Genomic DNA, 15,100 nt, shown 5'->3' with positions numbered 1-15,100 from the left:
ACATAATGAATATTACCTATTATACAATTATCCTCTCACTTCATGAATCTTATCCTTGTATATTTCAAACCATTGTTGCCATTCATCTTTAGAAAATTCTTTCTCTTCTCCTTCTAAAACAGAAGAAAAAAGATTTAAACAAATATGCCAACCAGCTATATCTCTCGGTGTATGATCTGTTAATTCATGAATGTACTCTTTAAGGAATAAAAGAGTACCATTTTCCTCTTTATGTATTTCAAATCGGACACGATCTTTATCCCAAGTAAATTCAAGTACTGAGTTTACTTGACACTCTAAAATATCAATGTTTATGAATGAACCGTTCATCATGTCGAACTTTATTATTCCACCCGTTTTAAGGCTTTCAATCTGTAAATTGGACATCCATTTTTTCAGCTTACTGTTTTCTGTTAATACAGACCAAACTTCTTCTGCCGTATATGGAAATTGGCGTTCAAATTTCACAATATATCCATCATTTAGTTTCCCAATTTCAGCTATCATTTTGATTGCCTCCTTATATAGAATATATGTTCTCATTTTATTTTACACGAATATAAATATAAAATAAATATTTATGTCAACGAAGTGTTAATTTAAAGTGAATGACGCTGAGAAAAACTTAAATATTTTCTAAATCGAGTTATATAGTATTGAAAATTAAATATAGATTTACGTACAAATAAAAAAGCCGCATTTGCGACTTATGAAATCATAGGATTAACTCCTTTTTTGGTTGAATGATTAGCGCTTAATCGCATCAACAATTAGCGATGGAAAACCAAGTTTATCGCCTTTATTTCTAGAATCATACCTTTTCGAACGGAAAATAACACCGTCGTTTGCATCCCATTCGTTGTAATAAAACTGACCATTTTCATCACAATATTCAAGTAAAACTACCTCGAATCCAGCAGTTTCAAACATTTTCGTTAATGTTTTATAATTATGAACGATTTTATGACTTGCTGCTGGATGATCTTTCGGACCGGGTCCCCCTATTTGAACTATATTTTGATATACCTCATCCTGAAAGAATGCATCAGGGACTCCGCACCGAATATGACCAGATGGTTTTAAAAATTCATAACAGATTTCAGCTGCTCTTACACCTTCTTCAAAAGTAAGGTGTTCCCATACATGCTCAGCTAAAATAGCTGAAATAGAGTTGTATTCAAATCTTTCTTCCCACGTAGCTTTATCTAGTAAGTTAAGTTCATCTTCTTGCGTTTGAATCCAGCCTGGATTATTATTAAACACTCCAGCTCCGACAACTACTTTAATTTCGTCTTGTTTTATTGCCACCATGTTCACCTCTTAAACATTTTAATTCATTAATATATTCTATGTTTACTATTATCCTTCCTCCTTCAACAAATGTAGTAACATGAGTCCAGTACAATACCGAACTCATGCCCTAAAAACTCTCTAACGCAACAATCTGTCTAACTCTATAAAATCAGTTCATAATATACGATTTTTCTTACAGAAATATAGCACACCAAACATTAGCATAATACCAATTACGTAAAAAATTGTTGTTCCGCTCCCACCAGTATTAGGAATTACCCAATTATTCTTCGCATTTTTCACTGTTATTTTTTGTGTCTTTACTGCTTCTGTAATTTCTATTTCTATTGGATCTCTAAGTAACATGTATCCGTTCGGTGCTTTTATTTCTTTAATCGTATACTTACCAATTGCTAATTGGTTGGAAATTACCTTTCCTTTTTCATCCGTTATTAATCTACTAAGTTCTTTCCCTTCTTTATCTAACACTTGAAATACAGCGCCTTTTAGCTTTAATTCACTATCCTTATCATCAACTTTTTCAATTTCAAATTGCCCAGTCGGATCTGGCAATTTCTTATTTTCTATTTTAATTTCTACTACTGTATCTTTTTCTATTTTTACAGCTATTTTATCTTTTAATAATTCATAACCTTTAGGTGCCTCTATTTCCACTAGGGTATAGTTTCCTATTGGTAAGTCCTTTGATATCATTTCTCCTTTTTCATCTGTTATTAACTCTCCAACTACTTTTCCTTTTGCATCTTCTATATGAAACTTTGCCCCTGCTAGTTTTTTATTTTTATCACTTATGTCTACTTTCACAAGCTTCATTTTTCCCATTGGATCTGGCAATTTCTTATTTCCTATTTTAATTTCTACTTCTGCATCTTTTTCTATTTTTACAGTTATTTTATCTTTTAATAATTCGTAACCTTTAGGTGCTTCTACTTCCACTAAGGTATAGTTTCCTATTGGTAAGTCTTTTGATATCGCTTCTCCTTCTTCATTTGTTACTAGTTCTCCAACTATTTTCCCATTTAAATCTTCAATTTTAAACTTTGCTCCTGCTAGCTTTTTATTTTTATCACTTATGTCTACTTTCACAAGCTTCATTTTTCCCATTGGATCTGGCAATTTCTTATTTCCTATTTTAATTTCTACTTCTGCATCTTTCTCTACTTTTACAGCTATTTTATCTTTTGATAATTCGTAACCTTTAGGTGCTTCTTTTTCCACTAAAGTATAGTTTCCTATTGGTAAGTCTTTTGATATCGCTTCTCCTTCTTCATTTGTTACTAGTTCTCCAACTATTTTCCCATTTAAATCTTCAATTTTAAACTTTGCTCCCACCAATTTTTTATTATCATTATTACTATCAACCTTTTTTATTTTTACTTTTCCTGTACTAGGCTTGTTCCAATGTTGCCAGTTAAATTTGAAATTGTGAAATTCAAATCCACCAGTTTGTTGTACCGCGCCGACAAATGCTTGTCCATTAATCGAGCCGCCTTTTGTTTCTAATACAGCATTGGGAGCAAACACACTCCCAACGACACCATATCCCTCTGTTGTAATTTTTTTCGCATTTGGAAAAACCCAAATCACTTTCCCGTATAGCTCAGTAAACGGGGAATTAGGAGAATATGGTTGTGATGTAGGAACTATATCTGTAGCCCTTCCAATATTGTTCGTGTCATATAGAATAGACCCATTTTTAAATGTAACCTCTGTTGCATTCGAATACATAACAACAAAATCTTTGTCCTTAGCATTTGGTAAAAATACATCTCTTATATCTAAATTGATTTTCCCTGTCAATTCTGATGAAACATAAATATTAGGATTGTTTATATCTTTTCCGATTCCATGACTCATATTTGGAATTGGGGTATTCGTTTTATATTGACCTGCATTTTTACTGACTTGGTTCACTATATTGCGAAATTCATTAAATTTCGCGTCAATTTCTAGTTTTTCTTTATAAACGATACGATCATAAGAGGATTGTATGATGCGATCTGGATCACTCTCTTTTGTCATTACGACTATTCCGTTTTGAATGATAAAAGATTCTTCCCTTGATTTCTTAAATTTTCCAGACAATAACAAGGACGGATATCCCTCATCAACCCATTTTTCACCTACTATATTAGATGTTCCCGCTGCAGCACCTACAATCGTATACCCCGATGCATCCATATCACCTTGGACTGCAATTGCTCCTTCAATGTCGCCACCTATTGCTTTATGGTTACCAAAGACAACAGCATTATAACGCGATATATCTCCTAGACCTTCTAAGGTAGTCGTGGATCCATATGCTTCTTTTGGTACATATACGACAAAACTTACACTTAACATTAACAAAACAATAAAATGAATACTTACCAGCTTTAATCGTAGCCTCAATTCCTTTGTTCCCACCTTTACCGTATTTTTTTATAATCGAATAAAATGAATTTTTATTAATGATGATTTACTTCATCCCCTATATACCGTCTTTACTTATCTTTGAATTTCCGGTCCCACTTCCCATTAATGCAGGATAAATACATTCTATCGAGTTAACTTTTTCTTATAAATTACGACGAGAAGCACACATAACAATAGGATTGTAACTATTACAGTCCACTTATTAAATATAAATATCTCTGTACTCACTTTTTGTTTTTCTTTCTCGTTTAACTCCACGCGCTCACCTCGAACTAGCAATCTATTGGTGTTTACTCCATAAGGCGTACACGTAATTAAAGTTGTATAATCTTTATTTTCTACAATTTGTAGATCGTCCGTTTCATGTGGTAACACTACTTTAATTTGATCTACTTTATAAGCAAGAACTTTGTCTAAAGAATGAATATAAAAAAGATCTCCTTTGCTCAACTTATCTAAATCTGTAAATAATTTTGCTGATGGTAAACCACGATGCCCTGTTAAAATAGTGTGCGTATTTTCTCCACCTATCGGGAGCGAAGAAAAATCTAAATGACCTATCCCGCGGCTCAATACTTCCTCAGATGTCCCTTGATAGATTGGCAGTTTTATATTAATTTTCGATATTTCAATATACCCCATTACATCTCCTAAATTTAACGCATCAGCATATGCTTGATGATTACTTTTTTTTTCAGAAAATGGATCAGTAAATGTTTTCGTGGAAGTGTGAACTTGTTTATTATATTCAGCTGCTTCTTTTTCCCTACGTTCAACTTCTTTCTTTTGTAGCGCTTTGATCTTCTTATCGTAAGAGCTAATCTCAGAATAATGTGCACGAGTCGCCAACCAATTACTAATAGTAGGATATAAAAAAACACCTAATCCAAATAAAAAAATACCTCCCAAAACAAGATTTCGTTTCATATTTCCACCTCTGTATATGCTTAAATATCGAAAAGAGGGAAGCATTTTGCTTCTCCCCTTTTCCCATAGTTACATGTTCCTAAAATCTTAATTATTAGCAGACTTTTTTCTAAAGAAAACAAATGCCGCTGTAACCATTAACGTAAGACCTATTACAGTAAAAAGAGTCGTTCCTATGCCACCCGTTACCGGAAGAACCCATCCACTTTTATTATTTTCAATCGTTAATTTAACCGTTTGATTATTTTCGCTAATCTTTACATCGATGGGATCTTTTAATAATTGATAAGAAGCTTTTGTACCATCTTCTTTTGTATATGTTGGTGCTTTCGTTTCAAAAATTTGATAGTCTCCATATGGAATGTTAGACCATTTAATAACACCATTTTCATCTGATACACCTGTTACTTCTTTTCCTGCTACAACAACTATTTTTCCATTTTTATCTTTAAGTACAAACTCCGCACCTTTTAATTTATTCTTATTAGCACCATCAATTTTTGTTAACTCAATTATTCCAGTTGTTGGAATAACAACTACGGGTTTAGATTCCTTTTCTCCAATTACATCATTTTTATTTGTAAAATCAATTTTTGCTGTATTTAAAATTTCCGAACCAGATGGTACTCCTTCTTTTACTTGAGATTTAATTTGCAAATGAAATTCTTTTTTACCATCTAATTTTGTGAAATCTTTTACTGTAGCTGTTACTTTTTGACCTTCTATAGCTACCTCTACAATGCTTGCATTTACTTCTGCCCCATCAATTTTCACGATTGGCTTTCCTTGAATCACTAAACGATTATCCAAAGTATCTGTTACCACATATTTTTTGTATTCCTTAATGTCTTCTGGAATTAATGTTTTAATATCATAATGATAATTAGTTAACGGATTGATTGGTAACGCTTCCAATTTTCCGTTAATCTTTTTATCAATTGTTGGTTCTTCATAGTTTTTCACTTCTAATTTAACTACTGTACCAGAAGTAATAGTTCCATCTTCATTAATTGTTCCGGAGTTTTTAACAAAAAACTCACGTTTAGTTGGATCTATTACGTAGCCCTTCGGAGCTTTTGTTTCTTGGAAATAGTATTCTCCATACTCCAATCCTTGCACGCGAATATGACCATTAGCATCTGTTGCTAACTCTTTTTTCACTTCTGTACCGTCTTTTTTAAATAAAGAGAATACTGCACCTGCTAATGCTTTTTCATTTACACCAGTTTTTATTAAATCCACTGCACCACGTTTAATCTCATTTTTGGGATACATGTGAACATCATAGTTTAGCACCTTACCCTCTTTATTCGTTAATGGGATATCCACTGTATACGTATTGGGGTTTAGATTAACATGTGGAGGTCCTGCCACTTCTTTCACCTCATAACGTCCTAGCGGAAGATCTTTTAATACAACTTGTCCGTTATCATCTGTTACTACTTGATTTGGAGTGGCTCCCATTACAGGTTTCACGTCTTCTTTTACGATTTTCCCATCGTTTGAAATTTTTTCAAAAGAAGCAACCCTTTTCACTTCAAACGTTACACCTTTTAATGGTTTCACATCTTTTGGCACCTCTTGATTTGCAGAACCGTCACCTTCTAGTCCCTGCGCTCCATCTTTTTCTTGTTCATACTTATGAATCGTTAAAGTACCTTTAGATGATGAATCTGCCTTTACTAATACACTAGACCATGTAGAAAATGTTAAGAATAACACTAAAAGCACACTAAATATTTTTTTCATTTCTCTTATCCCCTTTACTACTTCTATCATTTTAAAAATTTCTTTATTACTATTACCTTCTTAAAAGCAATAGTGTGCCAAGTATCAGATTTAAACGAATAACATAAAACATAGTCGTCCAACAATCCATTGTTTACAATCACTTATTCACTTTTCTTATCTTCTATTATTACGTTGTCTCTCCGCATGATATATGTAATTTTCTCCCCTAAATTACACGTATATCCCTATTTCAAGAATCATTATATTTGTTACATAATAGCTTTCACTGCTAATTTCGACTAGTCACTTACTGTCAATCTATTCATATCTCACTTCCTATCCCTATTTAAAATCCAATCTTAATCATTTTTTAATACATATAAGTAATAACCAACAAATAAGTGTGACGATTCATATTTTACGTTACTGTCCAAAACTATTACCTGTATATTCAAATAATATGTGCTATTCATGTTAAATTATGGTATTATTCTTAGAAGTTTATAACTTTTATTTATATTTTTTATTGATAAAGGTTTTCCGTATCTACTTATGAAAAAGGAATATATGTTTATTTAACTATTACGCATAACTGTAAGGAGGAAGAATATGACTAAAAAACTCAGTCTAGTTGAGATAGAGTACATTTGCAATATGTTTTTTCAATCTTTCGAAATTCCAGTTTGTTTTTTAGATTGTAACAAAAATATTCTTTTAGAATTTAAATCCAAAAATGATTCACATTCGTTATATACATCAAAAATAGAACAGTTACATATGCTTTTTCAGAGAAATGATACATATAATTCCCCCATCTTCAGAACTCACGAATATCTAGGGCACTTTATTTTAATTCACATAAAGAGCGATTATATGGTGAACGGTACTGTTATTATTGGGCCCTTGACACATGTAAATTTTTCTACAAGTAAAGCGGATAGTAACCTTAATTTTATTCCAAATTATAAAAGAACAAGAGACCATTATTTTTCATTGTCAGTCAAAGATCAAAATTTCTTTGTAAATATAGCGATATTGTTCTATAACATTCTCTATAAAAAAAATTCAGATGTAAGCACCTTTTCAAAGAACAGTGACTCACTTCATATAAGTCATAGCAGCATCTTAAACGAAGATGTATATATTTCAATGCAAAAAGACGAATCCATTTATCATAATTTATATATAGAGCAGCAACTACTTAGTTCTATAGAAGACGGGGATAAAGAAACCGTACTCAAATATTATTACGAATTCCAACAAGAGACTCTTTCATCTTTATCTTCATTCCATCAATTAAGACGTCATAAAAACATTTGTATTTCATCCATCACGCTCGCTACTAGATATGCGATAAAAGGGGGACTTCCATCTGGGATTGCTTACAAAATTTATGATTTACATATTCAAAGAACAGAAGATTTAAAAGACAAAGAATCTGTTTGGGATTTATTAAAAAATGCTTTTTGCACCTTTGCAGACCGTGTAAAGGCACAAAAAACACAGCAACATTCACAGACTATTGCTATTTGCAAAAACTATATTTTTAAAAATATTTACAATCCAATATCTGTTAAACAACTTGCTAAATTTGCAAATGTGAATTCAGATTATTTATCTATATTATTTAAAAAAGAGGTTGGTATTTCATTAATTGAGTACATTCAACGTGAACGAGTCGAAGAAGCAAAGAAATTATTAACTTTCACCACCTATCCCTTATCAGACATATGCGCTTCGCTTAATTTTAGCGATCAAAGTTATTTTACTAAAATTTTCAAAAAATTCACCAATGAAACACCTGGTAAATATCGAAAATCTCATGTTGTCATTTAGAGTGAACCTTCCATTAAAACAAAATGTTTTCAGTAACTTATCAATGGCAAATTAGAAGTACTCCTATATTCATGAGCTATAGGATTTATGCTATTTTCAAATCAAAAAACACGTTACTATTCTCATTAAAATAAAAGAATAGTAACGTGTTTTATATGTAATATAGTTCTGTAGACAGAATAGTATCCAACTGCAAATTTTTATAAAAGCCAAATGTACCGCTTAACTATTAAAATCTTAATAAGTAAAAAATCCATATTTCGTTTTATTTACTTTCTACTTTATTTCTTTTGAATACTGAACTCTTTTCTTCAAACGAATAATCCCTACTATTATTTTTGTATCTTTCTAAATTTGCGAACAAAAGTGAGTACTGTGCCTGTAATAATCATCAATATGCCGATTGCTGCACTGTTAGTTGTACTTACACCCGTCTTTGGAAGCTCCTTATATGTATATTCTTTTTTATCGCTATTACTGTTGTTAGAGATATTACTCTTATTTGCCTTATTAGCAAGACCATTAGGTTTGCTAGTTTCTTTATCTTTCACTAATACTTTTTGTATCGTATTTACCTCATTACCCACGGAATCTCTTACACTATATATTATTTCATAAATACCAGCTTTATTTGTATCTATAGTTCCTTCATACGCTACTTTAGAAGTAAGGTCACCGTCTTCTGTGTCAGTAGCTGATACTCCTATCAACGGATCAAATTGATCACCCTCAGTAATTGAAGTTGTAGCAGGTACTTTTAGTATTGGTTTATCATTTTTAACTTCTTCTCTAACTTTGACCGTTACAGTTTGCTTCGCCGTTACTTCATGGCCTTTTGAATCTGTAACTGTGTATTTTAATACGTAAGTACCGGCTTTATTTGTATCTACTTCACCATCAACTTTGATTTTAGAAGTAAGATCACCGTCTTCTTTATCGATAGCTAATACTTCTGCCATTGGAACAAATGAATCTCCTACATGAATTGTCGCTCCAACAGGCACTGTTAATTTAGGTTCTAAATCTGATGTTTCGCCATTTCCCTCTACAATTACAGTCTGTGTAGCCGTTGCATTCCCCCCTTGAGAATCAACAACCAGGTATTCCACAATGTATGTACCTGGTTTTGAAGTATCTACATCGCCTTTATGCTTTACTTTATTTGTTAAATCACCATCTTCTTTATCAACAGCTTTTACATTTCTCATTGGATCAAACGTATCACCTACACGTAGTGTAATCGTAAACGGTACAGTTAACTCTGGAGCTTGGTTTTCTGCTGTTTTTTCGTTTTCTTTCACCGTTCCTGTAATTTTTGCCGCATCAAAAGCATTTTGGACTGCTTGAACTTCAATTGAGTTCGTTCCATATTTATTAGCTGCGACTTTAAGGCATGCCAATTTCAATTCAGAGAAATCAGAAGTCATGTTTAATTCATCAGTATTTGCATAATAGAAAATATCAAACATTTTATCTTCACCAATACCATTTACATTTACACCGTTATGAGTACCACCTTGTGCAATTAAATACGCAACTTTATTAATAATACTTGAATTAAAATGTACGCCTCCATAATCCTCTCCATTTAAATCATTATATTTACTATAATCATCGGGATACGGTAGTCCTTCTGAAAAATTAATTGCAGTTGGATTTTTCATATTACGAAAAGTCGATCCAGTTTGCTCTCCTATTGTCCAGTTAAATTCCCCATTATTTATGTATTTCTCTATAGCCGTTCCCATAATATCCGATAATGCCTCGTTAATTGCCCCAGATTCTCCTGAGAATTCAAGGTTAGATTCACTTGATGTAACTGCGTGTGTAAATTCATGACCGGCTATATCGAACGCTTTTACCATAGGATCTCCATATAAAAGCATACTGATGTTATTAATATTAGTACTAAATGCATTCTCCCAATTTTCAGGATCATTTGTTCCTCCAGAATCCCATGCATGTACAACTGAAACTACTTTTTTTCCTTTATTATCAAAACTATTACGATTATATTTTTCTTTATAAAAATCATATACCTTTGTTGCTAAGAAATGAGCGCTTACCGCCTTTGGATCATTAAATGTTGTTGAAGCGCTAGTTGCTAGTATGCCAGGATAATAACTTTCTTCATTTGTAATATCTCTATAATTTACATCATATGTCTCAATTCCTTGCCCTCTTGTGTAATCAGCAAGCGCATAATTCCCACTGGTCTGTTTAGAAATACCAAATGTACGAGTTACGCCTAAATCATCTTTTCCTGTTCCAGTTAATGATGTGAAATTGCTAGTTTTATTTTCCTTAACGGATTCAACATACTCTTCACTTATTTTCAAACTTGATTCTTGTACCACATCTTTTAACATATCGCCATTATGAGCATTCACTAAATAAGTTCCAGATACATAATTTGGTGTTGTAGCAGCAAATGTAACTTGATATGCATTGCTAGCCTGCCCATGATTTTCATCAACAAAAATAACCGCCTTAACTTCTGGTTCAGAAATAAATTTAATGTCGTTTCCGTACTTTTTATAAATATATTGTTTCGCTTCTTCTTTTGATAAATTAATAGGTTTCTTTAAATCTTCTTGTGTTAAATTTTGTGCGCTAGCTCCTGAAATGCTTTTAATAATACCTTTTTTATCTACGTGAGCAGTCAACTGGTGGCCATACACTTCTTTTCCTTCATATATTTGTTGCATGCGCACAAGTGTAGTTCCATCATAAGAACCACGTTTTTGAAGAACCTTGTAATCTACTCCTGTTTCTGCACTAACTTGTTTTGGAGACAAAGCATGCTCCGTATTTTCCTTAAGTGCATCTTTCACTACATTCTCTGGCGCCTTTTTTGATGGTTGTGTAAGATCACCTGTACGGAACGAATCCTCTTGAATTTCAACTTGCATTTGACCAGGTTCCTCTGCATGACCTACTCCATATGGTGTTACACTTGTTAAAACGAATCCTGTTGTTAATGCAACTATAGCTATTTCTTTTTTATTTCCCATGATATTTACCTCGTATAAATTTCTATTATTTATATGAAACTGCTAAAATGTATACAATCTATTCCTAACATAAAAAGATGACTTTTGTAATCTACAAAAGCCACCTCTTCAATATGTAATATCCCTAAAATATTTTTAATACATAATTTCTATACAAAAAAGAAAAAAGCATTCATTAACGAGCATTTTGCAATACTTTTATTAGGTCATTTATATTTTCAACTTTCTGCTGAAACTGATCAAGTCTGCTATGTAGCAATGAAGGATTTTTATCTTCAGTTGAAATAACTTGTTTTAATTCATTTTCTAATTTATCATACATATCAAAGAAATTATCAAATTCTACACTTACAAGCTCTTCATTTTCGCGATAGAATCTTTTTGCTTCTATATAAGTCATATATGATTTATTTAAAAATCCTAATGAAATTAAATATTTAGAAGTGTTTTCTTGATAAATAGCAATATCACATGCTATTTTAATATCAGAATAAGTCTTTTGAACGAGACAATGCAATTCAAAAATCTTAAACTTTAATCCATTATTCATTTCATCCCCTCCCATCGTATCTATTCTACATAAAATTAGAATATTATACAAAGAAAATTATTAGCATAAAATTGACAATTTAAAAAATAACTTAAGGATAAACAAAATCCCTCTCATTACAAATTATAATTGCGGAGCATTTACCAACATAACGGCTAAATAAAAAACGAAAAGAATAAATCTTTCCGCTCTTAGAGTAATAAATACATTTCATATTGCGCTAAAGAATTCTTTTCAAATCCACATTTCTTTAAAAAACCCTCCAATAAATTATTGTTAGGAAACCCAATTGATAAACTTGATAAATTTAATTCTTCTCTTGCTACTTGTAATAATTTCATCCCAACACCAATATTTCTATAACCTTTGTCTACGAAAATAAAACTAATTTTACCTTGTTCATTTACGCATAGAGAGCCTTTTAAGTCATTATCGACATATACACCATAAAATACATTATTTGTTTTTTTAATATAATCAATATCATTTTGCCAATTTATATGGAAGTTTAACCATTTCTGAATTCCATCTTTAAAAGTTGGAAATTCTAATTGTTTTACTTCAATATCTTTACAATCTTTATTCATTATTTTAGTCAAATCATTTAAATTATAATAAAAAAGATCGTACACTTTTTCATAGCCCAGCTTATTATAAAAATGAATCGCTCGGTCGTTTCCTACAATGACTTCGAGAAAAAGTTGCTTACATCCATGTTGAATCGCCTCTTCTTTATGCAGTTCAAATAATTTTTGACTCACACCAATACCGCGGTAATTAGGATGAACCGCTAATGTTCCGCAGCGCATAGTCTTTATACTTTCATAATCCTTTATGCCACCTAGTATTACGCCAACAGATTTGCCTTCTTCTAAAGCAAGAAAAGAATGTTCTAGCAAATTACCTTCTGGTCCCAAAAAACGTTGTATAAAATCCTCATTTGAAACCTCCATCTTAATAATGTAATCTGAAAATCCATCTTTAAAAGCTTCATATACTAAATCAATATTTACTTCACTACACCTTTTATATTGAATCATATAAAATTGCCCTCCAACTGCTTATATTAAACTCAACGTGTACCCATATAATATATTCCATCTATTATAAATTTCAGCTCTTAATTTGAAATGAGCGGACATTTCCCTACATATAACTCACTATTGATTTGTTTTATAACAAACTATCTATTATTTACTACATTAACCTCATAAACACGTAAAAAAGCAATTAAATGCTCACATGCTCTTTCACATGCTAGCATTTTAAAGATTTTTTGTTCTTCTTTCGTTTTATCATTTGCTTGATCTGAAGCAGCTTTTAAACAGAGAAATGGTTTTTTATTTATTTGGCATACATAGGCGAAAGCTGCTACTTCTTGATCAACTGCCAATGCTCCATATACGGTATGGAGTAAATATCTCATTTCCGAACTACGAATACGTTGATCTCCTGATAAAAATGTACCGAAATGTATCGGATCATACGATCGTATTTTTTTTATTCTTCTTACAAGTGATTTTGTTGTTTCAATAGGTGCTGTTCTACCGTTATATAAATTAAAAACATCTTCTCCTGAACCCGCAGCAGTAACATCATGTTGTATTGCGTTTAGTGCGACTACAATATGACCGTTTTTCACCTTGTTTGATAAACTTCCGCATATTCCTGTCATAAACAACTCATCTGGCTGAAACTCACTAATTAACAATTGTACACAACTAGCGCAGCTTACTTTACCGACACCAGTAACAACTGATATAATTTCCAGCTCATTAATAGTATGAAAATGAAATTCCCAAGCTGCTCTTTTTTCAACACGTTCACTTGGATAATGTTGATGCAAATACGTCAGTTCTGGTTCCCATGCAGAGACAATTGCAATACGTTTCATTACACGCTTCACTTCCTCTATTGTCATTTAAATGAGTTATCTATACTTTCTCATTCATAATCTAGAATCCATTCTTTATATTTCTTATATAAATCTCGTATTATTTCTTTATTCTTCGCAATTACTTCACTTCCTCTATCATCATACATAAACATGACAATATCTTTCGTTGCATTTATGAGAAATACATTTGGATAAGAAATTTCTTTTTTTCGTCCAAATCGAGGATATAAATCAGAGAAATCCTCATGATTAGCAGCTTGTATAAGCGATTCATATTTAATATGTTCCGCAAGACATTTTAAAGAAAATTGATATGTACAATATAAAGTGAAACTTTAATCAGTGGGGGTTTTGTTCATCCTAACTGATTCAATCGGGCTGCCCGTTAATGCGGTATAAAGCTGCTTCTTCATCTTCAAATAAAAACGGTAACGTTTCTTATCTTATATGAAATCTTAAATCTCTTTTCCTAATATATTTATTGTATACATTTATTTTCTGTGGAGTTTTTATATTTTCCTTTTTAAATCTATAAACATTTGTCACTACAAACACTACATCTTCTTTTGAAAATATGTCTTCAAATAAGAATTTATTATATGTATATAGTTGAGAAAAGTATTCCGTATTTAAATTGTCGGTTCCTTCTACAATTTGATATTTATCTTTTCCAAAATCAAAATGTAAATGTTTTTCCCACTAAGAATATAAGTAGGGTACTAATGTAACTCCTGGAAATGTTTGATTCATATATTCTTTTAATTGCATTTCCTTGTCCTTTTTACTGTACAATTCCTTTTAAATCCCAGTATGCTTCTTCTAGCCACGGATGTATAACTTTCAATGTATCTTTCCTTTCCCACAAATATGAAATATATACAAAAGCTGCTTTTTCCAAAGATTTTTCCAATCCTTTTTTTATTTCTATTAAATATGGCGGTGTCCTTTTTTGATCCCATTCTATTTTATCTGCAACAAATAATACTAAATCCATCTTCGTTGCATGTTTACGCAACGTTGTGTGGCAACAAATTGCATTTAAAATCTCTTCATCTTCTACTTTAAATATTTCTTTTGCGATTACTCTCGATAGTTCTTGATGAATGATCATAGGAAACTTTCTTTCTGCTTCCACTATTTCTACACCAAATTCTTCAGCAACTGCAATCCGCTCCTCGTTCGGAAAAATGCCACTAATATCATGTAAATATCCTGCAATTGCTGCTTTTTCTTTATCTACGTGAAACTTTTCTGCAATCTTTTTTGCCTCATTTGCCACACGAATTGAATGTTTATATGTAAACTCTTTATTATATTTTAGTAGAAAAGCTTTAATATCATTTTCTACTTTTCCAGTTGGAGTAAATGAATATATATCATTACATAACATAGAAAATCCCCCTTATAACTAACTTT

Annotated in this window: 11 protein-coding genes and 1 pseudogene; 1 reads left to right on the top strand and 11 read right to left on the bottom strand. The window is 31.6% G+C overall.

The features are described from left to right. Nucleotides 1-27: 27 nt before the first annotated feature. The 5 genes from HMPREF2590_RS13670 to HMPREF2590_RS13650 form a co-directional block, all read right to left on the bottom strand. The gene (locus HMPREF2590_RS13670; RefSeq protein ID WP_000559837.1) at nt 28-507 is read right to left on the bottom strand and encodes an SRPBCC family protein; all 480 of its coding nucleotides are present in this window, start codon (nt 505-507) and stop codon (nt 28-30) included. 240 nt (nt 508-747) lie between these two features. Next, nucleotides 748-1,311, bottom strand: a complete 564-nt coding sequence (locus HMPREF2590_RS13665; RefSeq protein ID WP_000225725.1) for a class I SAM-dependent methyltransferase — start codon at nt 1,309-1,311, stop codon at nt 748-750. A gap of 156 nt (nt 1,312-1,467) precedes the next feature. Beyond that, entirely contained in the window at nt 1,468-3,705 is a 2,238-nt protein-coding gene (locus tag HMPREF2590_RS13660; RefSeq protein WP_070861453.1) for a SpaA isopeptide-forming pilin-related protein, read from the bottom strand. 147 nt (nt 3,706-3,852) lie between these two features. Further along, a complete protein-coding gene (locus tag HMPREF2590_RS13655; protein WP_074596001.1) occupies nt 3,853-4,656 on the bottom strand; it encodes a class C sortase in 804 nt (267 codons plus the stop codon). An 87-nt stretch (nt 4,657-4,743) separates the two neighbouring features. Next, the gene (locus HMPREF2590_RS13650; RefSeq protein ID WP_000719312.1) at nt 4,744-6,405 is read right to left on the bottom strand and encodes a SpaA isopeptide-forming pilin-related protein; all 1,662 of its coding nucleotides are present in this window, start codon (nt 6,403-6,405) and stop codon (nt 4,744-4,746) included. 591 nt (nt 6,406-6,996) lie between these two features. Between HMPREF2590_RS13650 and HMPREF2590_RS13645 the strand changes: the two genes are divergently transcribed. After that, entirely contained in the window at nt 6,997-8,223 is a 1,227-nt protein-coding gene (locus HMPREF2590_RS13645) for an AraC family transcriptional regulator (RefSeq protein ID WP_000162831.1), read from the top strand. 332 nt (nt 8,224-8,555) lie between these two features. On the opposite strand, the gene HMPREF2590_RS13640 is transcribed toward HMPREF2590_RS13645, so the two are convergent. The 6 genes and pseudogenes from HMPREF2590_RS13640 to yqeK form a co-directional block, all read right to left on the bottom strand. Further along, entirely contained in the window at nt 8,556-11,237 is a 2,682-nt protein-coding gene (locus HMPREF2590_RS13640; RefSeq protein WP_000527061.1) for a M4 family metallopeptidase, read from the bottom strand. Between the two features lie 175 nt (nt 11,238-11,412). Beyond that, nucleotides 11,413-11,787, bottom strand: a complete 375-nt coding sequence (locus HMPREF2590_RS13635) for a hypothetical protein (RefSeq protein WP_001059022.1) — start codon at nt 11,785-11,787, stop codon at nt 11,413-11,415. 191 nt (nt 11,788-11,978) lie between these two features. Then, nucleotides 11,979-12,827 (bottom strand): GNAT family N-acetyltransferase, encoded by an 849-nt coding sequence (locus HMPREF2590_RS13630; protein WP_000617072.1) that lies wholly within the window; start codon nt 12,825-12,827, stop codon nt 11,979-11,981. Between the two features lie 143 nt (nt 12,828-12,970). Next, on the bottom strand, nt 12,971-13,708 hold the full coding sequence (gene mtnN / locus HMPREF2590_RS13625; RefSeq protein WP_002098379.1) for a 5'-methylthioadenosine/S-adenosylhomocysteine nucleosidase: 738 nt from the start codon (nt 13,706-13,708) through the stop codon (nt 12,971-12,973). Nucleotides 13,709-13,731: 23 nt separating this feature from the next. Further along, nucleotides 13,732-14,452: pseudogene (locus HMPREF2590_RS29945) on the bottom strand (DUF3885 domain-containing protein). Between the two features lie 13 nt (nt 14,453-14,465). Then, nucleotides 14,466-15,074, bottom strand: a complete 609-nt coding sequence (gene yqeK, locus HMPREF2590_RS13615; RefSeq protein WP_000882447.1) for a bis(5'-nucleosyl)-tetraphosphatase (symmetrical) YqeK — start codon at nt 15,072-15,074, stop codon at nt 14,466-14,468. Between the last annotated feature and the right edge of the window lie 26 nt (nt 15,075-15,100).

Source organism: Bacillus sp. HMSC036E02 (assembly GCF_001836235.1).
GTDB classification, from domain to species: Bacteria; Bacillota; Bacilli; order Bacillales; family Bacillaceae_G; genus Bacillus_A; species Bacillus_A cereus.
The sequence above is the reverse complement of the archived record's forward strand: the minus strand, read 5'-3'. Positions and strand labels throughout refer to the sequence as shown.

Bases quoted from the DNA above. Each gene is read 5' to 3' on its own strand.
- HMPREF2590_RS13645 (WP_000162831.1), top strand. From the start codon at position 6,997: ATGACTAAAAAACTCAGTCTAGTTGAGATAGAGTACATTTGCAATATG.
- HMPREF2590_RS13655 (WP_074596001.1), bottom strand. From the start codon at position 4,656: ATGAAACGAAATCTTGTTTTGGGAGGTATTTTTTTATTTGGATTAGGT.
- mtnN (WP_002098379.1), bottom strand. From the start codon at position 13,708: ATGACAATAGAGGAAGTGAAGCGTGTAATGAAACGTATTGCAATTGTC.
- HMPREF2590_RS13665 (WP_000225725.1), bottom strand. From the start codon at position 1,311: ATGGTGGCAATAAAACAAGACGAAATTAAAGTAGTTGTCGGAGCTGGA.
- HMPREF2590_RS13640 (WP_000527061.1), bottom strand. From the start codon at position 11,237: ATGGGAAATAAAAAAGAAATAGCTATAGTTGCATTAACAACAGGATTC.
- yqeK (WP_000882447.1), bottom strand. From the start codon at position 15,074: ATGTTATGTAATGATATATATTCATTTACTCCAACTGGAAAAGTAGAA.
- HMPREF2590_RS13630 (WP_000617072.1), bottom strand. From the start codon at position 12,827: ATGATTCAATATAAAAGGTGTAGTGAAGTAAATATTGATTTAGTATAT.
- HMPREF2590_RS13650 (WP_000719312.1), bottom strand. From the start codon at position 6,405: ATGAAAAAAATATTTAGTGTGCTTTTAGTGTTATTCTTAACATTTTCT.
- HMPREF2590_RS13670 (WP_000559837.1), bottom strand. From the start codon at position 507: ATGATAGCTGAAATTGGGAAACTAAATGATGGATATATTGTGAAATTT.
- HMPREF2590_RS13635 (WP_001059022.1), bottom strand. From the start codon at position 11,787: ATGAATAATGGATTAAAGTTTAAGATTTTTGAATTGCATTGTCTCGTT.